The sequence below is a fragment of the Bergeyella zoohelcum ATCC 43767 genome (genome assembly GCF_000301075.1).
In the GTDB taxonomy this organism is placed as follows: Bacteria; Bacteroidota; Bacteroidia; order Flavobacteriales; family Weeksellaceae; genus Bergeyella; species Bergeyella zoohelcum.
Genome location: NZ_JH932293.1, coordinates 1,777,804 through 1,803,288, shown reverse-complemented (window position 1 = coordinate 1,803,288; position 25,485 = coordinate 1,777,804). Strand labels below are relative to the sequence as shown.

General features: G+C 37.5%; 20 protein-coding genes. 5 read left to right on the top strand and 15 right to left on the bottom strand.

What is annotated here, in order from left to right:
* The first annotated feature begins 201 nt into the window (after window positions 1–201).
* Entirely contained in the window at window positions 202–756 is a 555-nt protein-coding gene (locus HMPREF9699_RS08300; protein ID WP_245946139.1) for a hypothetical protein, read from the top strand.
* Window positions 756–968 (top strand): hypothetical protein, encoded by a 213-nt coding sequence (locus tag HMPREF9699_RS08295; protein ID WP_002664041.1) that lies wholly within the window; start codon window positions 756–758, stop codon window positions 966–968. The genes HMPREF9699_RS08300 and HMPREF9699_RS08295 overlap by 1 nt, the downstream gene beginning before the upstream one ends.
* On the opposite strand, the gene HMPREF9699_RS08290 is transcribed toward HMPREF9699_RS08295, so the two are convergent.
* The 8 genes from HMPREF9699_RS08290 to tsaE form a co-directional block, all read right to left on the bottom strand.
* Window positions 947–2,047 carry a glycosyltransferase family 4 protein gene (locus tag HMPREF9699_RS08290; RefSeq protein WP_002664040.1) on the bottom strand — a complete coding sequence of 367 codons (1,101 nt, stop codon included), beginning with the start codon at window positions 2,045–2,047 and terminating at the stop codon, window positions 947–949. The genes HMPREF9699_RS08295 and HMPREF9699_RS08290 overlap by 22 nt on opposite strands.
* Before the next feature lie 43 nt (window positions 2,048–2,090).
* The gene (locus tag HMPREF9699_RS08285) at window positions 2,091–2,876 is read right to left on the bottom strand and encodes a polysaccharide deacetylase family protein (protein WP_002664039.1); all 786 of its coding nucleotides are present in this window, start codon (window positions 2,874–2,876) and stop codon (window positions 2,091–2,093) included.
* A complete protein-coding gene (locus HMPREF9699_RS08280; RefSeq protein WP_002664037.1) occupies window positions 2,873–3,805 on the bottom strand; it encodes a glycosyltransferase family 2 protein in 933 nt (310 codons plus the stop codon). Before HMPREF9699_RS08280 ends, HMPREF9699_RS08285 begins: the two co-directional genes overlap by 4 nt.
* Entirely contained in the window at window positions 3,802–4,989 is a 1,188-nt protein-coding gene (locus HMPREF9699_RS08275; protein ID WP_002664034.1) for a glycosyltransferase family 87 protein, read from the bottom strand. The genes HMPREF9699_RS08280 and HMPREF9699_RS08275 overlap by 4 nt, the downstream gene beginning before the upstream one ends.
* A gap of 215 nt (window positions 4,990–5,204) precedes the next feature.
* Window positions 5,205–6,017: a 2,3,4,5-tetrahydropyridine-2,6-dicarboxylate N-succinyltransferase gene (locus tag HMPREF9699_RS08270; protein ID WP_002664032.1), complete on the bottom strand. Its 813-nt coding sequence runs from the start codon at window positions 6,015–6,017 to the stop codon at window positions 5,205–5,207.
* Window positions 6,018–6,156: 139 nt separating this feature from the next.
* Window positions 6,157–6,528: a hypothetical protein gene (locus tag HMPREF9699_RS08265; RefSeq protein ID WP_002664030.1), complete on the bottom strand. Its 372-nt coding sequence runs from the start codon at window positions 6,526–6,528 to the stop codon at window positions 6,157–6,159.
* A gap of 11 nt (window positions 6,529–6,539) precedes the next feature.
* Window positions 6,540–7,733 carry an alanine dehydrogenase gene (locus HMPREF9699_RS08260; RefSeq protein ID WP_002664028.1) on the bottom strand — a complete coding sequence of 398 codons (1,194 nt, stop codon included), beginning with the start codon at window positions 7,731–7,733 and terminating at the stop codon, window positions 6,540–6,542.
* Between the two features lie 264 nt (window positions 7,734–7,997).
* Complete coding sequence (gene tsaE / locus HMPREF9699_RS08255; protein ID WP_002664024.1) at window positions 7,998–8,405, bottom strand: tRNA (adenosine(37)-N6)-threonylcarbamoyltransferase complex ATPase subunit type 1 TsaE; 408 nt, start codon at window positions 8,403–8,405, stop codon at window positions 7,998–8,000.
* 209 nt (window positions 8,406–8,614) lie between these two features.
* Between tsaE and argS the strand changes: the two genes are divergently transcribed.
* Complete coding sequence (argS, locus tag HMPREF9699_RS08250) at window positions 8,615–10,378, top strand: arginine--tRNA ligase (protein WP_002664022.1); 1,764 nt, start codon at window positions 8,615–8,617, stop codon at window positions 10,376–10,378.
* A gap of 155 nt (window positions 10,379–10,533) precedes the next feature.
* Here argS and clpP read toward each other — a convergent pair whose 3' ends face one another.
* Window positions 10,534–11,208: an ATP-dependent Clp endopeptidase proteolytic subunit ClpP gene (gene clpP / locus HMPREF9699_RS08245; protein WP_034985828.1), complete on the bottom strand. Its 675-nt coding sequence runs from the start codon at window positions 11,206–11,208 to the stop codon at window positions 10,534–10,536.
* Window positions 11,209–11,272: 64 nt separating this feature from the next.
* Window positions 11,273–13,195, bottom strand: a complete 1,923-nt coding sequence (gene dnaG, locus HMPREF9699_RS08240) for a DNA primase (RefSeq protein ID WP_002664020.1) — start codon at window positions 13,193–13,195, stop codon at window positions 11,273–11,275.
* A gap of 128 nt (window positions 13,196–13,323) precedes the next feature.
* Between dnaG and HMPREF9699_RS08235 the strand changes: the two genes are divergently transcribed.
* Both HMPREF9699_RS08235 and fsa read left to right on the top strand, forming a co-directional pair.
* On the top strand, window positions 13,324–15,156 hold the full coding sequence (locus HMPREF9699_RS08235) for a TonB-dependent receptor plug domain-containing protein (RefSeq protein ID WP_002664019.1): 1,833 nt from the start codon (window positions 13,324–13,326) through the stop codon (window positions 15,154–15,156).
* A gap of 183 nt (window positions 15,157–15,339) precedes the next feature.
* Complete coding sequence (gene fsa / locus HMPREF9699_RS08230; protein ID WP_002664017.1) at window positions 15,340–15,993, top strand: fructose-6-phosphate aldolase; 654 nt, start codon at window positions 15,340–15,342, stop codon at window positions 15,991–15,993.
* Window positions 15,994–16,236: 243 nt separating this feature from the next.
* Here fsa and HMPREF9699_RS08225 read toward each other — a convergent pair whose 3' ends face one another.
* The 5 genes from HMPREF9699_RS08225 to sov form a co-directional block, all read right to left on the bottom strand.
* Window positions 16,237–16,521, bottom strand: coding sequence for a rhodanese-like domain-containing protein (locus HMPREF9699_RS08225; protein ID WP_002664016.1), 285 nt, complete (start codon window positions 16,519–16,521; stop codon window positions 16,237–16,239).
* A 205-nt stretch (window positions 16,522–16,726) separates the two neighbouring features.
* Entirely contained in the window at window positions 16,727–17,083 is a 357-nt protein-coding gene (locus tag HMPREF9699_RS08220) for an MmcQ/YjbR family DNA-binding protein (RefSeq protein ID WP_002664014.1), read from the bottom strand.
* Window positions 17,084–17,189: 106 nt separating this feature from the next.
* Entirely contained in the window at window positions 17,190–17,909 is a 720-nt protein-coding gene (locus HMPREF9699_RS08215) for an AAA family ATPase (RefSeq protein ID WP_002664012.1), read from the bottom strand.
* A 36-nt stretch (window positions 17,910–17,945) separates the two neighbouring features.
* Window positions 17,946–18,401 (bottom strand): DUF302 domain-containing protein, encoded by a 456-nt coding sequence (locus tag HMPREF9699_RS08210; protein WP_002664010.1) that lies wholly within the window; start codon window positions 18,399–18,401, stop codon window positions 17,946–17,948.
* 65 nt (window positions 18,402–18,466) lie between these two features.
* Entirely contained in the window at window positions 18,467–25,456 is a 6,990-nt protein-coding gene (sov, locus tag HMPREF9699_RS08205) for a T9SS outer membrane translocon Sov/SprA (RefSeq protein WP_456151132.1), read from the bottom strand.
* Window positions 25,457–25,485 lie beyond the last annotated feature (29 nt).

Genomic DNA, 25,485 nt, shown 5'->3' with positions numbered 1-25,485 from the left:
AGTTGTAACTCATCACAAAGTTACGGAAAATTGAAAGCAATTTACAACGAGATTCGAACCATCGCAAAAACCGATGCTGTTGTAACTCATCACAAAGTTACGGAAAATTGAATTGCATTAACACCTTGACATACAAAAATGTAATAATTATCCATCACTCAATCAAAATTCGGTGTATATTTGCAAAGCGTATTAGAAACAATGAAACATAAACATCGTTTACTATTGTTAGGGGTATTGGTAGCTACCACAGCGATTTGCATGAAAGCAAGAGCCCAGAAGACGGTTACTCACATCCCTGAGGTGGTGGTTCAAAAAAAGAAAAAAACCATACTCTACACTCGGCTCAATATTTTCCCAGAGGTAGAAGAAATCCGTGAGGTTACTGAAAATCATTTTTTTAATACTATCTATGAGCGAATTTCTAAATCCAATGACCTCCGCATTCTACAGACCAATGGTTATGTAAATATGGGAGAAAACCTACAAGAACAAGTAGCAGAACTTTGCCAAAATAATGATGCTGATTTCGTAGTAATTCCGTCCATTAAATTTTTCAAAGTAGGTTTCGGAAAGTATATTTTTTCTAGCCAAGTAGTTGTTACTTTAGACCTCTATAACGCCCAAGGACACCTTGTCTCTTCCAGTGTTTATGATACACTAAAACGCAAAGGAAGAATGTTTGGCTCGGCAGAAAGTTCTATCAAAAAAGGAACCATGGGTGCATATAAAATGATGAAAAAAAATATTCCCTAATGAACGCAAAAGTTTTTATCACAGACCGTAAAGAAGAAGCTGTACAAATCACACAGATGCTACATGAGCATGATATTCACTCCGAAATCCAAGAGGAAGAACTTTTCTTAGAAAATGGCAGCAGCATTCAGGGGTTTGCCATTATTACTTCCTTAGAAAATGAAAATACCGCTTTTACTTTAATTGATGATTATCTACAGAGTAATTCCTGATACACTGCATTCCATTGATTAGCGATATGCTCATCATTAAATCTTTGGACAAAATCTTTTCCTATCTTCACTCTTCGCATCCTTTCATCGGTAAAATTCCAAAGGTATTCTATTTTAGAAGCGATGTCTTTTTCATCATGAGGATGCACATAGAGGGCAGCATCTCCTCCTGCTTCGGGCATCGCACTGATATTGCTGGTAATCACTGGTGTTCCAGAATACAAAGCCTCGATAACGGGTATCCCAAACCCTTCAAATTCAGAAATGTAAATAAACACTTTGGCCAACTGATATATGGCTGCAAGTTCCTCCATCTGTGCTACACTGATGAACTGAACAGGAATAGCATATTGCTGAATGTACTTCTGTACTTTTTGAAAATAGCTTTTTTGGGGTTTACCTACCACTACCAAAGGTATATCTTTCCCACGAATGGCTTTTAAAACATGAAGCAGATTTTTTCTTGGCTCTATGGTACCCACACTGAGGAGAAAAGCATCGGGCAGAGCGTATTTTTCTTTGACTGTTTGTAGATTTTCAGGAGTAAATTTTCGTTGGAATGCAGGATGACAACCCTGATAAATCACTTCTACTTTTTTAGGGTCAATATCTAAAAAATGGACAATGTCTTTTTTGGTTTGTTCCGAAATGGCAATCACTTTATCGGCCACCTGAGCTGCTTTTTTAAACTTCCAAAAGTGTATCTTCCTATCCATCCAAGTGTAATACTGAGGAAATCTTTCAAAAATCAAATCATGAATGGTTACTACCTTTTTTACTTTAGAATCTTTCGCCCATCGTAAAGGCAATTCTCCTGATAGCCCATGAAAAATATCTACCTGAAGCTGTTCTGCTGCCTTTCCTAGTTGGGTTTGCCTTGCCAAAAAACCTTTATTTTCTTGAAAATGAACATTGGGCATTGCCATAATCTCTTTCCCTAATTCGGTCTTTTTTTTATTGAACAAAATATATTCATTCTCTGGAAATGCAGTGGCCATTATTCTTACTAAATCTCTAGAATAATTTCCTAATCCTGAACGATTTTGGAAAAATCTTTTGGCATCGTATGCTATTTTCATATCATTTTGTTTTGTGAACAATAATTAATGGATAGGTCCAAAACTATCCGCCATGAGCAAGTATTTCATCTCTAAACGCTTTAAAAGTAACCATTTTTTCCCCTTTAGCGGTAAGAAATGAAAGAAGTTTATCAAATTTCTTCACCATCTTTTCACCTACATTACGGGTGGTATAGCTGGGAAGTTGGTATTTTTTCTGAGCTATATCTGAAAACTCCCAAGGGTGAAAGTAGAGATTTAAATAGCCATCTTTATTCAGCGTATCTGATGCCCAGCGGTGGTACAGCCCCCGAGGGAAGTTATGAAAACTCAGCCAAAAAAGCGGTATTCTAAAATTCGGAGTTACCGAAGCAGGAATTTGTAGCACTTCATTTTCTATAAAATGCGTCCTAGAAACATGTCTATTATCATATCTCCCTGGTAGCCAAGTAGGATTTACCGAAGAATTATAACGGTATCCTGCCTTTTGCACCGCATCAGTAGGAACGGGCATCATCCTGGGCATGCGTAAACCGATGACTTCGGTAGCAAACATTTGCTCTAGTGCCAAGCGAGACTTCTCTAAATCTTCCAGCGTAAACTGTGAGTGATAATAAGTATGAGAAGCCAGCTCATGCCCTTCATGGAGTAATCTCTTAATCAATCCTTTACTATGCTCAGCAAAAACTACCGTAGAGAAGAAAGTAGCTTTAGCATTGTGTTTTTTGAGCAAGTCCAAAATCTTTATCAGTCCATTTTGGGAAACGGCTATTTGCTCCTCAAAAGGAATATGTCCTTGGTACTCCAAAGGCATATCAAATTCTTCTATGTCAAATGAAAGTAATGTCATTCCGTATTTTTTGAACGAATAATATAAGCGGGTCTATTCTTTACCTGCTTGAAAATCTTCCCAATGTACAGCCCCAATATTCCCAAAATAATGAGCTGCATTCCTCCAAAGAAAACCACCGTCATAATGAGCGATGCCCAGCCCGAAATCTCCGTATGGGTAAACAGTGCATAAAACACATATACAGAATAGCCGATGATGGAGAGAATAGAAAACAAAACACCTAAATAAGTAGCGATGTATAAAGGCTTTACGCTAAACGCAGTAACTCCTGTTACCGCAAACTTAATCATCTTTTTAAGATTGTATTTACTCTCCCCATGCTCCCGAACTCCTGCAGTAAAAGCCACGCCCACTTGCCTAAAGCCTATCCATTTAAACAAGCCTCTTAAGAAAAGATTATCCTCATTCATGTCTTTCACCACGGTCAAAACTTGTGCATCTATAAGGCGATAGTCTGAACCCGAACCTTTTTCTATTTCGATGTCTGACAGTTTTGTAATAATATGGTAATATAAATCTGAAGTTCGTTTTTTAAATTTTGAAATTTCTTTAGGATAAGTACGCACAGTATAGACAATGTCATTTCCGTTTTCCCACTGATGAATCATTTCAGGAATAAGCTCTGGCGGATGCTGAAGATCTGCATCCATAGAAATTACGGCATCTCCTTTCGCATGGTCTAGTCCTGCCTTTACCGCCATCTGATGCCCAAAGTTTCGGGAAAATTCTATGAATTTCACCTCTTGAAATTCCTTCGCCAGTGCTTCTAATACGCACTGTGTAGCATCAGTACTGCCGTCATTGACAAAGATTAATTCATACCCATAGCCTTCCAAATCCTTAAATATTTCTCGGATTTTATCATGGAGAATGGCTACATTTTTCTCCTCATTATGAGCAGGAACTACGATAGAAATCCGTTTCATACGCTTTCTTTTAACTGATAATCTTTTTCAAAATCTTTGGTCATTAGCTCATAAATCACTCTAAACCACACCAAAGCACAAGGCAAAGCCTTTAGTGAGTACTTAATAATGTATTCATCTTTAATATATCTAGGAAAAATATCAGAGAAGCTAAAACAAGTAATCACCATCACGAAAATGAGCAAAGCATGGATGAACCAATTTCTTTTCTTTTGCATGATGTACCAAATCATCACCCCTACTACGGCAATGATATAAGTAGGAGATTCTGACCCCGAGCTGAAAAGCACCACAAACAGAAGTGTGGAGGCTAAAATCATCATCTGAAATGCCAAATGCTTAAACTGCTTCGTCCGAAGATAGGGCAAAGCAAATAGCAGCCCACCAGGAATTAAAAAATAAAAATTAGAAATATCTGCATTCCCCAACACTCTGCGTACAATGCCCATGATGGAATAATCTTGCCGATTGCCCAATACTTGATTGGATAAATTTTTCTCAGTCAATGAAATATACCAATCATAATAAGATTTCAGCCCGAATTCTACACTGGAAAGGAACATCGGTAAAATTAAAAATAACAGACCGAAACCGATGAAAGAAAGTATGAATTTCAGTTTGTTTTGGATGAAGAAGAAATTGGCAAGTCCGACAATACCATATAGTTTTACAAAAAAACCAATGAGTATAGCAATGGCAGACTGGGTTTCTTTTCTTTCGTAAATAAAAATGGCAGATAAGACCAAAAGTCCCGTAAGTGCTACATTAAACTGTAAACTGACTGCTGCCGTAATATACTCCTGCAGACAGAGCCATGCCAAAAGCGAAATGTATTTCTGAGAAAAAGGCAATTTAGAGAAAGCATATACTAAAACGGCTGCATTGGCAATGTTCCAAAGTATAATCCCTAACCAATCTGGTAGAATAGCAAAGGGAGCTATGAGTACGGAGAAGAAAACACCGTAATGATTAGAATCAAAATGGACATCGGGGTACAAATCATAAATATTCTGCTGAAGCTGAATATTGGTAAATACATTTTTGAAAATCATGTAATTATTGTATGCCAGCTGCCCATTCATGTATTTCACTAATGCAGAAGCTATTGCCACTAAAAAGTATATCCCAAAAATAATTTTGGGATGATACAGTCCTTTTAAAAATATCGCCTTTGCGTTTTTCATTTTTTTAATCTATAAAAAGCAGAAAACAATATGGAAAAGATAACGCACACCACCACGCTTTTAAAGCCTTTTATAAAAACTTTCTAAGATATTCTAAAAAACCTAGCGTGGTTTTAGTAAAAACCTAATGTGGTTTCGGTGAAAACCTAGCGTGGTTTTAGTGAAAACCTAATGTGGTTTTCGGTGGGCAATCATGCTCTTTTTTTCTTCTTGTGTTATACTGCTACATTATTTTCCCTAAGGGCATCATTCAGAGAGGTTTTCTTATCGGTAGATTCTTTTCTCTTCCCTATGATTAATGCACATGGCACTTGGTATTCTCCTGCAGGGAATTTTTTAGCATAGCTCCCTGGAATTACCACCGAACGTGCAGGTACTCTCCCTTTCAGTTCCACAGGAGTATCTCCCGTTACATCAATGATTTTAGTGGAAGCGGTAAGCACTACATTCGCTCCCAATACAGCTTCTTTTTCTACATGAACCCCTTCTACCACGATGCATCTAGACCCTACAAAAACATCATCTTCTATAATCACAGGTGCTGCCTGAAGGGGTTCTAATACGCCACCTATCCCTACGCCACCGCTGAGGTGTACATTTTTACCTATCTGTGCACAAGAACCTACCGTAGCCCAAGTATCTACCATGGTTCCGCTGTCCACATACGCCCCAATGTTTACATAAGAAGGCATCATAATCACCCCCGAAGCTACAAAAGCCCCTTCTCTGGCAATGGCATGAGGCACTACTCTTACACCTTTTTCTGCATAGTTTTTCTTCAAAGGAATTTTATCATGAAATTCAAAAGGGCCTACCTCTATGGTTTCCATCTGCTGGATAGGGAAATACATTACCACCGCTTTCTTTACCCACTCATTTACCTGCCATCCGCTGGCGGTAGGCTCTGCTACGCGGAGTTCTCCTTTATCTAATAGTGCGATTACTTCTCTTATAGCAGCTTTGCTCTCTTCATTTTGTAACAAATCTCTATTGTCCCAAATATTTTCAATGGTTTGTTGTAAAGTCATTTTATCTTTATTTATCATTTTATTTTTGCAAATCTACGATTCTTTCGGGGGATAATATCCATTTATACCTTATTTTATCCATGGTATTTTTTTATTCTTATCCACAGTGTACTTTACCCTGTCTCATCATCTTACCTGATTATCGCTTTACGAAGTGATGAAACACCGCTATGGTATCACATTTTTCAAATTGAATTTCGAAGTTTCCATATTCTGTATCGCTATGCATCAGATATCTCGGGCAGGGCGTTCGTCTTGCTTCGCTTTTGCTAAAATTAATTTCTCCTTTGCTGAAAATTTTTTCCTTGAAGGTAGTCTCGTCTATATTGTATTGTTTCATTTGTCCAGAAAAGGCATCAGAAAAGCTAAAAGTCTTGCTATTGGTTTCCGCAATCACTCTGCTATTGGGCAGATAACCGCTACAAGTAGCCCCCTTTTGATTAAAAATAAAAAGTAAAATTACTAAGCCTGGAATGAGCCCATAAAGGAAAAAACGAATTTTTCTTGCCATGAAATAGAGTTTTATATCATTAATAAATTGATGTCACAATAGGGTAAATCAAATCGGTTACAGAGTATTTTTTTGGTATGCCTCCCTCTATACATATAGAGACTATGTTTTACTTCATCTCTATTCATCAACATATTTTCAAAACCACCTTCCTCATCATAATTCAGTAGATAGGTAAGGAAAAAATTAGAAATGGCTTTAGAGGTAAGCCTTGGCACTCTGGAGGTAAGATTCGGTAGTCCACTATGTACCACGCCATGTTTTACGAAATAAGGTGCCTTAAAGGTAGTAATCTCTGAAGTTTCTACCACTTTACCATAATCTATCCCCACATCTATGATGATGCTTCCGTTTTTCATTTTCATCACCATATCTTCTGAGACAATGGGGATATTGCTTTGCTTATGCATACACCCAATGAGCACATCGGCTCTGCGGAGGTTCTTTTGTAATTCTTTAGGCTCTATGATGGAGGTAGGAATTCGGGCACCAATACTGGTATGCAATCTTCTAAGTTTAGAAAGGGAATTATCAAACACTTTTACATCAGCTCCTAACCCAAGAGCGGCTTTGGCAGCAAATTCTCCTACAATACCTGCCCCAATGATGACCACCTTAGTAGGACGGACTCCTGTAATCCCTCCCAGCATATTTCCGTTAGATTGTGCCAAAAGCTCAGAAGCATAGAGGATAGAGGCGGTTCCTGCAATTTCGCCTATAAGCCTTACTAGTGGCAATTGCTGATATTCATCTGTAATAAATTCAAAGGCGATGGCAGTGATTTTCTTCTTTGCCAAAGTGAGAAAATACTCCTTATCTCTGAGGTTAATTTGTAATGCCGAAATGAGGTATGCATTGGGTTTCATCCATTGTATTTCCTCTACCGTAGGCGGATTAATTTTAAGTATCAAATCTTGAGAAAAAGCTTTAGAAGCACTATCTGTAAGCTGTGCTCCAGCATCTGCATATTGTTGGTCAGTAAAGAAAGAGCCACTTCCCGCACCTCTCTCTATGATGATTTGGTGTCCAGCATCGGTAAGTACTTGTACCGCATCGGGGGTTACACATGTACGCATTTCATCTAGACAAGTTTCTTTCGGAATGCCTATGCTCAACTTCTTTTCCTTTCTTTTGATTTCCAGTTTTTCCTCCACTGGCATCAGTTCTAAATCATTGAAAGGGGTAAAAAACGGGTCATTACTCATGATGCTAAAACTTACATTCTTTACAAAGATACTATTTAAAAGCGAATAGCCATTACCTAATGTCCGATAGCTTTATAAAAATCTTTATCTTTCGATGAAAATGCTATAAGCAATAAGCAGGAAGCCATACGCTAAAAGTCTTTGTACTTTATATATTGTACTTTGTACAATTTTTAATTTTATAGCCTAGTTTCAAAACACTTCGCCAAAGTACCAAACCATACGCCAAAAGTCTTTGTACTTTATACATGTACTTTGTACAATTTAAGAAAATGAAATATTTCTTTTCCCGTTTATCTCTACTATTTCTAATGTATGATAATCTGTCCCCTCAAAGGCTTCAGGAAAAAGTTCTGCCCACTCTATAATACACAAGTTACCACTGTCCAAATACTCATAAAATCCCAATGCTTCCAGTTCCGAAATATCTTTAAGTCTATACAAATCAAAATGATATACACTTCCTCTTTCAGTATCGTATTCATTCACTATGGCATAAGTAGGAGAGGAGACTTCATCTTTCGCATTCATTTTTTGGAGCAAAACAGCAGTAAACGAAGTTTTCCCCGCTCCCATTTCTCCTTTCAGCTGAATAACAGCATGTTTTTTATTTTCAAGTATCCATTTTGCAATGGGATTCCATTCCTCTAAAGTAGTGATGCTCCAAGTCATTTTTCTATTCTGCTAAATTATGATGTACTATGTATAAAGTACAATGTATAATGACTAATTATATGATGTTATATGATGTACAATATACAATAGTTGTAGATGCTTCGCTTATCGCTCTTTGAGTAGAGAAATACCAGCTACTACAATTTCTGCCAAATATACCATTTTTTAGGGTTTATGCGTATATTTGCATTCTAATTTTTCATACTATGGATTTTAAAACACAGCTTTCAGAAATTTTTACTCCCATCATTAGAAAAGCATATCAAAATGAAGAAATCACTATAGAACTCCAAGATACAAAACCTAACTTTGAAGGAGACTTTTCTATTGTTACATTTCCACTGGTAAAGTTGCTGAAAAAGAATCCTGAAATCCTTGCCGAAGAATTAGGAACACTTCTGAAAAATGAATGCCCATTCATCAAGGCATACAATACCATTAAAGGGTTTCTGAATATCTCTTTAGAAGATGATTTTTTCCTCCAATCTCTTCCCCATATTGAAAAAAATATAGAAAATAAACCGCAAAATAAAGGACAGGTAATGGTGGAATATTCTTCTCCCAATACCAATAAACCACTCCATTTGGGACATATTCGAAACAATCTTTTAGGCTATTCCATTGCTCAGATTTTAGAAGCCGATGGTTATAAAGTTATTAAAACTCAAATCATCAATGATAGAGGAATCCATATTTCTAAATCCATGTACGCATGGCAAGAGGAAGCCCAAGGAGCAACACCTGAATCTACGGATACCAAAGGGGATAAATTCGTAGGGAACTACTATGTAGCTTTTGACAAAAGATATAAAGCGGAAATACAAAAAGAGATAGAAAACGGACTTACTGAAGAGGAAGCAAAAAAACATGCTCCTTCTATCATCGCTGCTCAGAAAATGCTCATTGATTGGGAAAATAATGATGAGAAAGTGCGTCAGCTATGGGAAATGATGAATAATTGGGTATATCAAGGTTTTGCAGAAACCTACCGTAGATTAGGCGTGAACTTTGACCAAGTGCAATATGAGAGCAATACTTACCTCCTCGGGAAAGACCTTATCCAAAAAGGACTAGACCAAGGTGTTTTTTTCCAAAAAGAAGATGGCTCCGTTTGGATCGACTTAGAAAGTGAAGGCTTAGACCAAAAATTACTCCTCAGAAAAGATGGTACTTCGGTCTATATGACCCAAGATTTAGGAACTGCCGTACAAAGATTTGAAGAAAATGATATTCAAAAACTTATCTATACTGTAGGGAATGAACAAGATTACCATTTCCAAGTGCTTTTTGCCATTCTAAAAAAATTGGGTTATACTTGGGCAAATCATCTTTATCATTTGTCTTATGGTATGGTGGAACTTCCTCATGGTAAGATGAAATCTAGAGAAGGTACTGTAGTAGATGCAGATGACCTTATGCAGGAAATGTATCTTACCGCCAAAGAAAAAGCACAGGAACTGGGCAAACTGGAAGGACAAACCGAGGAAGAAAAAGAAAAATCTTACGAAATAGTAGGGATGGGAGCCTTAAAGTACTATATGCTGAAAGTAGATCCTAAGAAAAAAATGCTCTTTAACCCTGCTGAAAGCATTGATTTCAACGGAAATACAGGTCCTTTCATTCAATACACTTTTGCTAGAATTCAGTCTTTACTTACTAAAGTAGGTGCTGTATCTACGGAGCAACCTAAAAATCTTGTGCTAAACGCATCTGAAAAAGAGCTTTTGGTACAGCTCGCAAGTTTTCCTGCTATAGTTTCTAAAGCTGCCGAATCCCTCAGTCCAGCATTAGTTGCCAACTATGTGTATGATGTGGTAAAAACTTACAATTCTTTCTACCAAAACAATTCTGTGATGAATGCAGATACTGATGAAAGTAAAAACTTCCGTGTTCAGCTTTCTGCCATCACTGCTAAAGTCATCCAAAAATCACTTGCACTCCTAGGGATAGGCACCGTGAATAGAATGTAAAACGGCTCAGTGTTCGTCAGAAGATATTTTCACTGAGTAGAGATGCAAACTCTGATGCTTTATGTAAAAAACTTTAAAACCCCATAGAACATAACATTACGCTCTATGGGGTTTTGATTCATATTACCACTGAAAAAAGGGCAAATCTCTTTGAGTTATTTTTTCTCTAAAACTTCGTCTATCATTCCCATTTCTTTGGCCTCGTAGCTCGTCATCCAGTAGTCTCTGTCGGATGCTTTTTCTACCCAATCATAAGATTGTCCAGAATGTTCCGCAATGATATCATAGAGTTCTTTTTTCAGTTTGAGCATTTCTCTCAGGTTGATTTCCATATCGCTGGCCACACCTTGAGCTCCACCACTAGGCTGGTGAATCATCACTCTAGAGTGTTTCAGTGCAGAGCGTTTTCCTTTTTCTCCTGCCACCAAAAGCACTGCACCCATGGAGGCTGCCATACCTGTACAGATGGTAGCTACATCGGGCTTAATGATTTGCATGGTGTCATAAATTCCCAATCCAGCATATACGCTTCCGCCTGGGGAGTTAATATAAATCTGAATATCCTTATTAGGGTCTGCACTTTCTAGGAAAAGAAGCTGTGCGGTAACGATATTGGCCACTTGGTCATCTATTCCTGTTCCTAAGAAGATAATTCTATCCATCATTAATCTGGAAAAAACATCCATCTGTGCTACATTCATACGGCGTTCTTCCATGATGTAGGGTGTAAGATTGGTAGGGTTAAATGCGTTCATGTATTGTTCCGTAGCCAATCCGTTATTGTTAAGATGTTTTACAGAGAAGTCTCTGAATTCTTTTTTTATATCCATAATTTTAATATATGATTTCTTTTTTTTAGCAAAATGTATTCCTAATTCTTTCCCCGACAAATTGTCATACCGCACGGTAGAGTGATTTATCCAGTTGGATTTTAAGCTGGGTTAAAAGTAAGATTTTTTTATAATGTTCATCATGGTTTTCTGCGGTTTTCAGTTTTTCTTTCTCTTCATTTATTAGCTGGAGAATGTAGGCTCTTTTGTGTCTTGTACAGGCTTCAAAAACGATTCTGTCCAATATTTCCTCTTCATGATGAAAAGAGATATTAAATTTTTCCCAATTACTGGTATGGTAAGGTTCTACCAAGGCATCGGCAATTTTTTGAGATAAATCTTCTTCCATATAATTGCTAAAGAAATTTCCTCCACGAATCTCGTTTTTGGCGATGCCCTCCTTCATTTCAGCAATGATTTTTTCATTAATAGGCGAACGAATTTCATAATCATCTTCTTCAAAATGTGCCAAAATTTCCTCCAAGACCGTGGTTTCATAAGACTGATTTTCTATATCTTTTCTTTCAATGATGTACTCTCCGTATTTTAGAAGAAGTTCTATTAGTTTTTCTTCTAAAAATAATGTAGAATCTACAGAAGTATCTATTTTCTCTACGGTAAGCGTAGAGGAGTGGTGAGGAGTAGCAGGCGTCTTATCTATTTTTCTTTCTTGGCTTTGCTGAATGTTTTTCAGTTCGTTAAAAAGATTCTGCTCATTGAGTCCTCCGAATTTAGAAGAAATCTCTTGGATATAAACTTCCTGTTTCAGTGGATTAGAAACATGGGCTACAGACTGTATGATGTCCCTGATGGCAGCTGCTTTTTTGATGGGGTCATGCTGAACATTACTGAGGAGAACATTCGCTTTAAAATCAATGAAATCTTGAGCATGTTCCGCAATATATTTTTGTACGAAATCTGCAGGATGTTTTTTCGCAAAAGAATCGGGGTCATCTCCATCAGGGAAAAGGAGAATCCTCACATTCATTCCTTGGTCTAAGAGGAGGTCTATGCTTCTGAAACTGGCTTTGATACCTGCTTCATCTCCATCGAAAAGGAGGGTTACATTTTCTGTGAGTCTTTTGATGAGTTTTATTTGTTCTGGAGTAAGTGCAGTTCCAGAGCTTGCCACCACATTTTCTATGCCCGACTGGTGTAGAGAAACCACATCCATATAGCCTTCTACCAGTAGGCATTCGTTGGCTTTAGAAATGGCTTGTTTACTTTGGTTCAGACCATATAAAACATTAGATTTATGGTAAATATCTGTTTCTGGGGAGTTAAGATATTTAGCGGTTTTCAGGTTAGAATTTAATATCCTTCCACCGAAGGCAATGGTTCTCCCCGAAAAAGTATGAATAGGGAAAATTACCCGCTCTCTAAATCGGTCAATTCCCTCGCCCGTTTCTTCACGGAAGATGCTTAGCCCAGATTTTGCCAGAATTTCTTTGGTATAGCCTTTCTCTAAAGCGAACTGTGTAAAGCTACTTTTAAATGCGGGGGAGTAGCCCAGCTGGAATTTTTTTAAAATACTATCATTCAGCCCTCTTTCTCGGAAGTAGGAAAGCCCGATGGTTTGCCCTTCTTCGGTATTCCACATTTGCTCTTGGAAAAAATCATTGGCTATTTCATGAATTTTATAGAGCAGTTCTTTATCGGTTTGTTTTTGTTTTTCCTCTTCACTCAGTTCTCGAAGATTTTCTTCTATCTCGATGCCGTATTTTTTTGCAATGTATCTAAGGGCCTCAGGGTAGGTAAAACTTTCCAGCTCCATGAGGAAAGTAATGGCATTACCGCCTTTACCTGTGGAGAAATCTTTCCATATTTGTTTACTAGGAGAAACTACGAAGCTGGGGGTCTTTTCATCTCGGAAAGGGCTCAGTCCTTTGAGATTGGCTCCTGCTCTTTTCAGCTGAACAAATTCCCCTACGATGTCTTCCACCCTTACGGCAGAAAAAATTTTGTCTATGGTTGCTCTAGTAATCATGCCGCACAAAGATACGATGAAAAAAGGAGAAAATAATGGCAGTTTCTGGGGGATATCGTATTTTTTGTTTTAGAATATTTATGATGTTTATAAATGGTGTATTTTTGCACGCTAATTAAAAATTAACGATGAATAGAAAACTATGGACCGTTGGGCTTTTGCTTTCTGTGGGAATGGTCTTTGCTCAATCTAGTGAAAATGAAATAGAGGAGGTTACCATTACAGGTAAAATATTATCTACCCCTTATTCTAAAGCAGTGGAGAATATCATTGTCATTGATAAAAAACAAATTCAGAGTAGCCCTGCTACAAGCATAGAAGACCTTCTCCAGCAGTTTAGCGGAATAGATATCAGAAGAAGAGGTGCCAATGGGGTGCAGAGTGATGTGAGCATCCGTGGAGGTTCTTTTGAACAGGTACTAGTACTCATTAATGGAGTGAGAATAAACGATGCCCAAACAGGACATAATACTATGAATATTCCTGTAGATTTAGGGAATGTAGAGAAAATAGAGGTCATCAAAGGACCTGCCGCAAGGAAGTTTGGAAACAATGCTTTTTCGGGAGTGATTAATATTATTACCAAGGCTTCTGCTAAGGAAATAGTAAAAATCTCTGCCAATGGGGGGGATTTTACTACTTACGGATTGGGACTGAGTGCTACTTTCGGAAGTGAAAAAGTACAAAATTTGTTTCAAATCAATACCCAGCACTCTGAGGGGTACCGACACAATACCGACTATGATATCCGTAATGCTTTCTATCAGTCTAAATGGAATGTAGGAAAGGGAAATCTTAATATTCAAGCGGGTTTTGTGGAAAAGAAATTTGGGGCAAATGGATTCTATGCCAGTCCGAAAGCTACAGAACAATATGAAGAAACCCAAGCCAGTATAGTAACTGTAGGCTATGATGCTCAGTGGAAGAATGTGGCACTCAACGCACATGCTTTCTGGAGAAGGGGACAAGATATGTACACCATTAATAGACAAAAACCTGAAATCTACAGAAATATGTCTATAGGGAATAATGTAGGTGCTACCATCAATGCCGCTTATACTTCTTCTTTAGGAATTACCGAAATAGGTGTGGCAGCTAGAAAAGAATACCTTAATAGTAATAATACCAATACTTTTTCACCAACCAACATTAGCATTGGTGAGCGAGAAAGATTTATCACGGAGGCTTTTGCAGAACATAAATTTTCTTTGTTCGATGACCAGCTCACCATTATTCCAGGTATTTCTTGGGCGAGTATTCATTCATCTCATTTCTTCTATCCTGGGATAGATGTAGGCTATAGATTTATGGATGCCCATAAGATTTTTGGAAATGTGGCGAAAGTAAACCGTGTGCCTTCGTTTTTTGATTTGTACTACATCAGTGGAACGGAGCTAGGAAACCCAAATCTTCTTCCTGAAAATGCACTTTCTTATGAACTTGGCTATCAGTATTTAAGAAATAAAACAGAATTCAAGGCAAGTTATTTCGTGAGAGATTCTAAAAATGGTATAGACTGGGTGAAAGAAAATGCTACAGACCTTTGGACAGCAAAAAATGTAGGAAATCTTTTTACGCAAGGGGTAGATGTAGAGCTGAGCCAGCGTTTTTCGGGCATTGCAGAGCGTTTTTCTGTAGGATATACTTATTTGGATACTCAGATTCAGCAAGATACTAATTTCTCTAAATATCTTGCGGAACATTTTCGCCATCAAGTGGTAGCTAAATGGGAGGCTAAATTTGGAAAATATTTCTCTAACCAATTAACCTATCGTTATCAAGAGCGAATCTTTGGCGATAGTTATCAGCTTTTGGATACTAAATTTTCTTTCCAAAAAAATCATCTTACCATTTATACACTTATTAATAACCTTACTAATGTGGAATACAAAGAGGCATTTGGTGTACCTATGCCGGGAAGATGGTTCCATGTAGGGTTCAGTTATCAGATTCCATTGTAATGGATGACAAAAAGGAGCGTGTAGAATGTTTCTATATGTTTTTAGTACTTTGCCAAAGTCTTAAAAACTTTGGCAAAGTACTTTCAAATGTATTAAGGCTCAGAAAATTTGAGCAAAATATAAGTTAAGATGAGTGCAATTTATTATCTTTGAACGAGGAAATAATAAAATAAAGATTATAACATGAAGTTTTTTATTGATACGGCCAATTTGGCTCAAATTCAGGAAGCTCAAGATTTGGGAATTCTTGATGGGGTAACTACTAATCCCAGCCTGATGGCAAAAGAAGGAATTATAGGTGCAGATGCAGTGAAAGCACACTACGCAAAGATTTGTGAACTGGTAGATGGCGATGTTTCTGCCGAAGTACTTTCTGTAGATTACGAGGGGATGATTGCAGAAGGAGAAGAATTGGCAAAAATTCACCCGAATATTGTAGTAAAAATTCCGATGACTAAAGATGGTGTGAAGGCACTTTCTTATTTCTCTAAAAAGGGAATTAAGACCAATTGTACACTTATCTTTTCTGCAGGACAAGCACTTTTAGCAGCGAAGGCAGGAGCTACATTTGTTTCACCATTCTTAGGAAGATTAGATGATATTTCTACGGATGGACTGAATCTCATTGATGAAATTAGAACCATTTATGATAACTACGGCTTTGAAACGCAGATTTTGGCAGCCTCCATCCGTCATTCTATGCATATTATAGACTGTGCGAAAATAGGTGCGGATGTGATTACCTCACCACTTGCTCCTATTCTTAGCCTTTTGAAACATCCACTTACGGATAATGGTTTGGCTCAGTTTATTAAAGATTCTGAAAACTTGAAATAAGATTTTAGTTTTAGAAATTAGAGACTGTACTATGTATAAAGTATTTTATTTAGTTTCATTTTTTCAAAATCGTTAAAGTTTAGATATAAGAAAATCCAGCAGTTTGAATAAAAATCTGTTGGATTTTTTCTTTTTCAGAGAGGCTAATGCTTTAAAACTTCTACTCAATCAGGTAGTCTTTATACCTCTTTTTGCCAATATAAATAAAAAGCGGTTTCAAAAAAATGAAACCGCTTTTTTTCCTTAACCTATTTTTTGGCTCAGCTCTGCATAGCCACCTCCATTAAAACCTTTTTGGAGTCCTTGAGACTGAAGATATGTTAACGCTTGACCACTTCTGTTTCCACTTCTACAGAATAAGATTACATTTCCATCTATTGCTAAGATTTCATTGGCTCTTTCTTCTATTTCTCCCAGTGGGATATTGATAGCACCGTCTATAGCACCATCTAAATCTAATTCCATAGGTTCTCTTACATCTATCAGTGTGTACTTACCTTCTTGGAGTACGCTTTCTAAATTGTCCATTTTTTATTGATTTATTGGCGTAAAAGTACGAAAAAATTATAGAAATTAGAAACGAACTTTTTAAGGGTTTGAAGTAGTTTGATTTTATTTGAAAGTAAACCGTTTTTTATTTACTTCTCGAGCTCCTCTTGATTAAATTCCCTGAGTTTTTATACGATTTTAAAGTTTTTCCCAAGTTTTTTAGTTTTTTGGTAAACCCACGGCATCATATTTTATTTTCGATGATAAATTTTTCTTTTTTGGTTAAAGACTGAAATACCAACTCATAAGAATGGTCTATGAGTTCAAAGATAAGCCTTTCTGGGAGTCCTTCTACCACTACAGAGTTCCAATGTTTCTTATTCTGATGATAAGCCCCCGTGATTTGTGGATATTCCTCACGAAGCGTTTCAGACCAGTCAGGAGCTGTTTTTACATTAAAGAACAAAGGAAATCGGTTAAGATTGACTAACAAGAACATTTTAGTTCCTACTTTAAAAGTCAAAGTCTCGTTATCAAAAGGAAAAGACTCTGTTACTCCATTTTTATTTAAACAATAATTCCTGATGATTTCTATATTCATGGTTAGAAGTTAGATATTAGAAGTAAGAAATTAGGAGCGAAAAATTCTTTGTATTTTGCTGCCTACAAATTTTTAAAGATTTCAAATTGTTTGAAAGTAAATCGCTTTATTGCCTTCTAAAATGCTCATTCTCTAAATATTGGATGAGATGGGCTTTGACTTGAGAGAGTGTAATATCCTTAGCTTCAGCGAACGAGATGTCGTATTTTCTTTCTATGTTTTGTAGATGAGTAGGGTAGTGTGCCAAAAGCTGAGCGTAGTAAGCGTCTAATAATGCTTTGGATGGTTTTTGATACTCTATTTTCAGTTGGAATCTTCTCATCAAGGCATGATCTATGATTTCAGGGTGATTCGTAGCACAGATGAGCAGTGTTTTTTCCGATAGATAGTCCATAAGTTGGATAATGGTATTCACCAGTCTTCTCATTTCTCCTACATCATTATCATCATTTCCTCTGGATTTTCCTATCTGGTCAAACTCGTCCAGGAAAAGAATGGCATTTTCTCTTTGTGCTTTATCAAAAACTTGTTTGAGGTTTTTAGAAGTTTCTCCTATTCTGGAGTGAATAATATTACTGAGATTAAGAATCATCAGTTTCTTTCCTAGTAGATGAGCAAGTGCCTTTGCGGTAAGGGTTTTTCCGCAGCCAGAATGCCCGAAAAGTAAGATTTTATTATCCACGGGCAATTGGTATTTCAGAAGTTCATCAATGAATTGATGTTCCTTTATCAGCTGCTGAAGCTGTGATTTGCTTTTCTCATCCAGGAATACTTCATCCATTCGGACATTGCTTTTCTCTTCAATAATTAGATCTAAAATATTCATAAAACTTAACATCAAAGAAGTAGGTGGGAAATTATCTTAGTTTTGGCGGGTAATTCTTTTTGCTATTGCATCCATTGCGGCTTGCATTTTAGACAATAAATTTTTATCCTTTATATTGTACTTTTTTTTCCATGATGAAACAGGAGCAAAAACTATGCTTACTTCGGCATTTTCATCTTCCACAATTGCTATTTTCAGTGGGAGATCTAATGCTACCCAAGGATTTTCTTTCATCAGAAAAGTCCCTATCTTAGGATTCCCAAAAACGATTACTCTGCTTCCAGGCATCGTGAGTCCTACTTCCTTTGCATTACGCTGATGGTCAAAATCTGCAAAAACGGTAAGTCCTTTCTCTTTCAATGTTTGATAGAGGAGATTTACGGTGGTATTAAAGTCATTTTTACTTTTCATATGAATCACCTCTTGTTTCTTTTGAGCAAAAGAAAAATGAAGTGTAAGAAATGCAAATAAAAAGATGAATAGCTTTGTCATGGGTTATTTTTTTAGATGATTTTTGATGAAAATGGGCTGCCTGAAATAGTAGGCAGCCTAATGAACTATGGATTATTTTCTCCAAAGGTAAAAGTAGCAGATATACCTGCTCTTACCGTGGAGAGAGGAAAAGCGGTAGAAATTTTATAGCGGGTAAGCATCTGATCATAGAAAAGTCTAAGATTTAGATTTTTCGTTGCATTATATTCTGCAGAGAGTTTAATGCTCATGAGTCTTTGTCCACCAGTAACCTGAGAATCTTGTAATAATAGATTGGAAATACGGGTAACATTATCTCTTAGCTGGAAATCACCACGGATATTCAGGTCGCTTTTCACTTTATTTCGCCCCCTCCTTGGAGTAAATCCGCCCCCAAGTTTAAAATCTTTAATAATATAGCCAAATCCTACACTATATTCTTTTCCTGAATCTTCGGTGAGCGTGGTATTTACCAGTCCGAGCATGAACATACGGTCTCTATTATAGTTGGCACGGAACTGCATATTATTTCGCATGGTAATATCAATTCCTATTAGTGGAGAAAAGGCTTCTACATAGCCTATCTGAGAAAGGGTATAAGGATTAATGAAATTACCATTCACATCTCTATCTATATTATTATAATGCAATATATTAGACTGTATTCCTGTAACAGTTTTGGTGGCTGTATAACCGTGAAGTAGGTCTATTTTAGAGAAATTAGCATTGATAATCGGGATATTTTTCAGCCCTGAATAGACCAGTTTCCAGTTAGGAAGTGGGAATCCTGCTTTTTTAGGATTATTAAGTATGCCTACAGGTTGCTTACCTTCTACCGCCGCCTCAAAGGCAGGGATAAGTACATAGGCATTACCTATTCCGTAGCCATCTCTGTAACCGCCAGAAGTCATAGGAGTAGCTTGCATTTGGGAAATGGTTCTCGCATTTTGGAGAAGTGCGTTATGAATTTCGGTGCCATTTTTAAAGCTGGTAGGCATCATCCAAGTAGTGTTAGAATGGGTAATCATATCTATGCCAAAAGCGAAATCGTGATTTGGGCGGAAGAGATTCATTCTGTTATTAAATCCTGCTTGAGAAAAATTACTCATGTAATTTTGCAAAATGTTCAGGTCTATTCTAAAATCAGGCATCGGAACAATTTGCAATGCTCCAGTAAGGTTAGTATTGACATTTTGTACAAAAGGTTCTGTCATCAGTGGAGATTCACTGATCCATCTATTTTCCAAAGCCAATCTTCTGATGTCTGCCTGAGAGCCTAGAAGGAATCCGTAGGTAGGACCTCCGATGGTCTGCCCATATCCGAACCAATTGGGTGCAGAGATGATACCAGGAAGTACTGTTCCACTGGTTTGGGTATAGTTTAAGTCTAGCTGTTTTAAAGCGGTCAGTGCATAGGCGACTCTGTCCCCGATGGAGATTTTGGTTTTAAATTTATAAGGTTTATAACGGAACCGCTTTTTCTCCCACATTTTGGTATAAACGGTATTGAGGGAGTCTATTTCTTTTCTTCGCTTTTGCATCTTCGCATTCAGTCTCTTGAAATAACCTACTTTTTCAAATAGTCTAGGGAAATCTACAGTAGCCGAGGCGGTGATATTATTACTATTTTGGGCGATATTTCCTAGGTTGCCTTGAGGGCTATTCAGCATGGCGGTAGAACGGGCATTCCAGTTGTAAGTGGTTCCATACATTACCTCAGCATTAAGGAAATCTATGAACGGAAAATGCTCAAAAGGCAGTCTGTAATTGGCTTGTATCCTATGGTTATACAGGACTGGTCTTCCCGCTCTGAATGGGTTTTGGAAAATAGAACTTTGTGACATATTATGAACGCTCATATGGTCATTCAATGTTCTAGTTGCTGAATTAATTTCTAACTTAAAAGATTTAGTAAAGTTAAATCCTACAGCGTATTGCCATCCGAAGTAGAAGTTTCTATTTCTTATCACATCAAAATTAGAATTGGTATTTCCATTCAGAATGGCTTCTATATTTCTAAATTCTAGTTCGTTATAGTTCCTGTCTAACTCTGTACGGAAAGAAATTCTGGTAGGAATAGGATTAAAATTAAATTCCTTAATCCATCGTAAATACTGTGCAGATTTGGCAGTATCACTGATGAGTTTATTAAACGGCCGAATGACCCAAGGTTTAAAGGTATAGTTATAATCAATATTTCCACGAAGATTCTGTCTAAGATTTTTCTTAGTATAAATGTCTCTGTAATAGTCATCATTATACATTACTGAGAGAGAGACATTTTCTATATCGTAGAATTTCGGTTTTCTTTGGCTGTTTACCCTTTCTTTTCTCATATTCACGATGCCCAATGAACGCTGCTGAGTGTAAGTTCTGGCAATCTGTTTCAGCTCTTCTTTATTAGGAGCTTTATCAAAGGTTACATCATTGTCCATAGGATTGTATTTAGGGTCTTCTATGGTCTGTGAGTAAGCGTAATTCACCGGAATTTTAATTCCCGTTTTTTCAGGCAAAAATTTATCTACATTTACAGAAGTATTGATAGAAAATGCCGTTTGGGCAGATTGAGCTCTTTCAGATGGGCGAGAGTTTAGCGTTCCAAAACCTATGGAAGAGTGGGATGCTGCTGTATTCACCACTGCAAAATCTCCTAAGTTAAAATTAAGGGTGGCATTTCCTGCATATCCGCCTTTATTTTCTACATCAGACAATCGGATTTCATTTACCCAAAGCGTAATATCTTTCGGAACGCCATTATTTCCAGAGTTATCTCTTACCCCTATCATAATGGTAGTGATATTTCCTATAGAAGGTCTTCCTTTTACGAAGATTCTCTTATGAGTATCTCCAAAATTAGTGTACGCATATCGGTCAAAAATAGCTGCTCCTGATTGGTCTCTTTGGATTTTAGCATCTACAAAATCTTGAACATCAAGGTTCATTTCATTAATAGAAGGCCAAATATCCATTGGTGAAGTAGCATTTTTATCGGTCAATTGTAGGGAAGATTCGTATTCGTAGTAATTATCTGAATTATCACTACCAAAACGGATAAAGAACTTAGTGGTTTCATCGTACACACCTTGGTCTCTCAAATTATTAGAATGAGCATGGACGAAGAGTTTTAGTTTACCAAACCTACGCATATCTAAGTTGGTATTTTTAAATACCCCTCTTGCTTCATTTTTAAGATTTCTTGCTCTGAGGTAGAGTGATGCTTCGTTCTGTCTTTCTGCCCCTGCAGGCCCACTGAGTACTTGTCTTACAATTCCTGGTGGCAATACATATGGAGGCTGATTGAGTCCATTTTCTTCTAAATTTACAGAACCTACTTCAAAATTCATATTCTGATCACTCGGCTGTCCTGTTCCTTCAGAATTGGAGGGAATACTAAAGCTAGCGATGTTATTGGTGTACTTTCTCCAGTCAGAACGCACGAGGTCAAAAGTACCCAGACGAATGGTAGATGCCTGATTAAACCCTGTGAGAAGGAGCCTTGCATATCTTACATTATTTAAAATAGAAGGGTCTGCATCTCCGGCATTGTTCACGAAATTCATTACAGGAATTCTCACCAAATACCAATTTACATTACTGGTATTTCCATTCATGAAAGTAACAGGAACGGTTTTTACATCTACTATATGATTATTGCTATTGGTATTGAGACTAGCTTGGTCTAATCGGATTTCGTATTGATTATAATTCTCTGATTGGTCTAAATTATAATCCCTATTTATATCTTCTGCATCGGGAGTTTGTGAGGCTACCTCTAAGGAATTGCTTTTAGAGTTGCCTTCTGGATTTCGGAAGTACTTGTATCGTTGTGAAATAGAAGTACTTTGTGTACCTTGAAATTGATTAGAAAGGTAGAAAACGAAATCATCACTGGCGGGGTCTGAATTTCCTGTAACAGGATTTACGAAATCGGTATTAAATTTCAAGGCTTCCCCTGCCGCATCTAGTCCGTCATAGCCTAAATCTTGAGCCGTTCTCTCATCTCCTTCTGAAGAGAAAGCATATACGATAGGAGGCTGTTTAGGCTGATTTCCCCAGTTGGTGGTAGTGGTAGTAGCGGGTTGAGAGTTAGTAGGTAAGCCATTTTCATATTGGAGCTGACCGTCTTTGAGTACATCTTCAGAGACATTTCCTAGTTGTAATAGAAGCCGAGGATTTGGCCCCAGCTGTTTGCCATCTGCATAAGGGTCCATCATCCAAAATTCTACATATTCTATGTTAGATTGGATAAAATTAGACACATTTACAGAACGCATCAGCCCTCCCCATCGGTTTTCTGGAGCTTCTACATTAGGGTTTACATTATAAGGTCCTCTTTCTTGAGGGAAGTAAGCAAGGTCTAGGGTATTGGTAAATACTTGTTCTCCTGCTACTAAATCTCGGGTATTAAATAACTCCTGAACTCTCACTCTTCGGGATGCGTGGTTAGATACCGCATTGGCATCTATTCCTTGGGGGGCTGTTCCTCCTACGCCGTAAAATCTCGGGTCTATAAAATACCATGACAGTAGCCCTCTTCCGTAGCCACTTTGTAGATTATCATTTTGTCCTGCTCCTGAGAATATAGGGTCATTTTGATTTTTTTCAGGTTTGGAAGCCAGTGCCCAAGCATTCGGTTCTTTGAGTGAAATTCTTGAGGTAGTCTGTTCAAAATCATCAATATAAGATTCATTATTACTAGCATCATTAAGCCCTGGAAGGAGATATGCGGCTTCCATTTTAAAATCAATATTAGATTCTGCTTCGGTATTGATGAATGGGATTTTATCGGTCCATCGGGTAAGGAATGGAGCTTTATTATTGTACAAAATATTTATTCCCGCCATGGAATTATTGACCGCTTCTTGCCCGAAGTTCACTTTTTGAGTCAAAGGAATTTCGGAATAATTCACAAAAGTTCCTCCAAGTATGAATTTATCTGAAAAACGGTGTTCTACATTGGCTCCTAAAAATCGTTTTCTCTGTGTATTAAAGGTAAGCTGATTTTCTAACGAGATATTAATGGCTTGTCCAGATTGTCTTATTCTTTCATTGATGATATTCACCTGCCCTAGCATGTAGTTCACGGTATAGTCCACACCTTCTACCAGTTCTATACCGTTGGCGGTTACTTTTACAGAGCCTTGAGGTACATTGATAGCACCGAGAGGGATGCCTTGTCCTTGGGAACCCTTATATCTGCCCTCAATGGTGTAACGCTGTGCCAGATTAGATTGGGTAGCTATTTGTTTTTGCTGTTCGTATAAGTCTTTAAAAACATATTGACTGTTAGAAGTTCCCAAAACGGACTCCATAAAGCTTCCAAAAGGCTGTGCTTTGGTAAACATGATTTTTCCTTCTTCAGGACGAATGGTAATATTAGGAACGAAGTCAAAAATACCGTCCCCCAATGTTCCACCATTATCCTGAATGTCATTATGTAGATTCAGCCTATCCCAGTTAAGAAGTTTAAGGAGATTAATATCTTTTACGGGTGTATCTGGTAAGTAATTGAGTTTACCCCCTGACTTAGGATCACGGTAATACACATTGAGCATGAAATTTTCTGCATCAATTTGCATTCCGTCCAATGAATAGACATTTTTCATCATCAGATTCCACATCGGAGAGGAAGTCTTTACATTGGTATTGGGCTTTAAAACTTTAGTAATCAATACTGGACTTTCTTCTGAAAATTCCCCCACTTTATACACTTGGTTAGAGCCATTCATAGTGTAGGAATAAGAAACTGCCAGCAGCTGATTATCATTTAATCTTTGATTCAGAGATAGATACCCTAGCTGAGGATTAAATTTATATTCATTTTCACTAAGCCTTCTGGCTTTTCTATTGAAAATAAAATGCTCTCCATCTTGATAAGTTTCTGTAGCTCCTGATGCCACAGGAAGATTTTGTCCATTAATGAGGTTATAGGCAGAATTTACATCTCTAATTCCTGCTCCTAATCCGTCTATGGTAGCGTAAATATTAGATTGTGCATTATCAGGTGTGCCCGTAGCTCCTTCACCCAAATCTCGGATACCGATGATGGACTTTTGTGTAGTGAGGCTAGAGTTTCCTTGGTCTAGTACCCAAACTTCTATTCTATTGATATTAATGGTAGAGTTAATGACAGGGTAGTTTTGCAATGCCGAATCATAATTGTTTAGGAAGTAATGTCCAATGAAATAGTGCTGATTATCTTCATAATCCACTGCATTAAGTTTAAACGAGTTCATTACGCCTCCGCCTTGTACGGTAATATTTCTCGCCTCGCCTCTCTGCTGAGAAAGAACGATGGAGCCAAAAGTTTTTCCAGCTTGGAAATCGGTTTTAATACCGAAGAGCGATTCTGAACCACGGATGAGATTGGTAGAGAGGGGCATATTGATATTTCCTAGCTCCACCTTTTTAATGAAACGGTCTTCCCCGCCCGTAGTTATATCATTCAGTCCCTTATTTTGTAGATCTTTCCATGTACCTTTGGCTTGCCAAGCGAGGTTCATTCTGTTCTCAAAGGCAAAACCACTTTGGGTGTCATAGTTGGCTCTAAGCTGCAAATTTTCGCCCACCTTTCCTAAAAGTCCCAGCTGGATTCTTTGTTCAATGTCAAAAGCAAAAGAAGTTCTATTTTGAGGAAGAATGAGCGGATTATCTATTTTCTGATACAGTCCACCGAGGTCAAAAGATGCAAAACCCGAAGGAATGATTTCTATTTTGTTTCCTCCAAAGATGGTTTCAAAAATTTTATTCCGAACATTGAGTGTAGGGATAAGTCCTCTTTGTTTCTGTTCTTTTTTATTTTTTCTAAAAAGTGCACTGTACTGTTCTGATTTTTCACGGTAGTAGTCCTTAGACATTTTAGACATCCTGAATCTTTGGTATTCCTGTGGAGTCATCACCATAGGTGTTCCAGAGATGAGGTCTCCTATTTTAGGATACACGAAATACATTCCTATTTTAATATCATAGAATGCTTCGTAGGTGGTAGGGTCAGGAAGCTGGAGTTCTTTTTTGATTACTACATCATTATTAGGCGATTCCTGAGCATGAATATTCGCCATAGGAAGCCAAAACATGAAAGCGGCAATCTTAGTATATGGAATGG

What these genes read in the sequence shown, in the direction of transcription:
- HMPREF9699_RS08235 (WP_002664019.1), top strand. Translation starts at nt 13,324, where the DNA reads ATGAATAGAAAACTATGGACCGTTGGGCTTTTGCTTTCTGTGGGAATG.
- HMPREF9699_RS08295 (WP_002664041.1), top strand. Translation starts at nt 756, where the DNA reads ATGAACGCAAAAGTTTTTATCACAGACCGTAAAGAAGAAGCTGTACAA.
- HMPREF9699_RS08290 (WP_002664040.1), bottom strand. Translation starts at nt 2,047, where the DNA reads ATGAAAATAGCATACGATGCCAAAAGATTTTTCCAAAATCGTTCAGGA.
- fsa (WP_002664017.1), top strand. Translation starts at nt 15,340, where the DNA reads ATGAAGTTTTTTATTGATACGGCCAATTTGGCTCAAATTCAGGAAGCT.
- clpP (WP_034985828.1), bottom strand. Translation starts at nt 11,208, where the DNA reads ATGGATATAAAAAAAGAATTCAGAGACTTCTCTGTAAAACATCTTAAC.
- HMPREF9699_RS08300 (WP_245946139.1), top strand. Translation starts at nt 202, where the DNA reads ATGAAACATAAACATCGTTTACTATTGTTAGGGGTATTGGTAGCTACC.
- HMPREF9699_RS08265 (WP_002664030.1), bottom strand. Translation starts at nt 6,528, where the DNA reads ATGGCAAGAAAAATTCGTTTTTTCCTTTATGGGCTCATTCCAGGCTTA.
- HMPREF9699_RS08220 (WP_002664014.1), bottom strand. Translation starts at nt 17,083, where the DNA reads ATGAATATAGAAATCATCAGGAATTATTGTTTAAATAAAAATGGAGTA.
- HMPREF9699_RS08270 (WP_002664032.1), bottom strand. Translation starts at nt 6,017, where the DNA reads ATGACTTTACAACAAACCATTGAAAATATTTGGGACAATAGAGATTTG.
- HMPREF9699_RS08215 (WP_002664012.1), bottom strand. Translation starts at nt 17,909, where the DNA reads ATGAATATTTTAGATCTAATTATTGAAGAGAAAAGCAATGTCCGAATG.
- sov (WP_456151132.1), bottom strand. Translation starts at nt 25,456, where the DNA reads ATGTTTTGGCTTCCTATGGCGAATATTCATGCTCAGGAATCGCCTAAT.
- HMPREF9699_RS08260 (WP_002664028.1), bottom strand. Translation starts at nt 7,733, where the DNA reads ATGAGTAATGACCCGTTTTTTACCCCTTTCAATGATTTAGAACTGATG.
- argS (WP_002664022.1), top strand. Translation starts at nt 8,615, where the DNA reads ATGGATTTTAAAACACAGCTTTCAGAAATTTTTACTCCCATCATTAGA.
- HMPREF9699_RS08275 (WP_002664034.1), bottom strand. Translation starts at nt 4,989, where the DNA reads ATGAAAAACGCAAAGGCGATATTTTTAAAAGGACTGTATCATCCCAAA.
- HMPREF9699_RS08280 (WP_002664037.1), bottom strand. Translation starts at nt 3,805, where the DNA reads ATGAAACGGATTTCTATCGTAGTTCCTGCTCATAATGAGGAGAAAAAT.
- HMPREF9699_RS08285 (WP_002664039.1), bottom strand. Translation starts at nt 2,876, where the DNA reads ATGACATTACTTTCATTTGACATAGAAGAATTTGATATGCCTTTGGAG.
- HMPREF9699_RS08225 (WP_002664016.1), bottom strand. Translation starts at nt 16,521, where the DNA reads ATGGACAATTTAGAAAGCGTACTCCAAGAAGGTAAGTACACACTGATA.
- dnaG (WP_002664020.1), bottom strand. Translation starts at nt 13,195, where the DNA reads ATGATTACTAGAGCAACCATAGACAAAATTTTTTCTGCCGTAAGGGTG.
- HMPREF9699_RS08210 (WP_002664010.1), bottom strand. Translation starts at nt 18,401, where the DNA reads ATGACAAAGCTATTCATCTTTTTATTTGCATTTCTTACACTTCATTTT.
- tsaE (WP_002664024.1), bottom strand. Translation starts at nt 8,405, where the DNA reads ATGACTTGGAGCATCACTACTTTAGAGGAATGGAATCCCATTGCAAAA.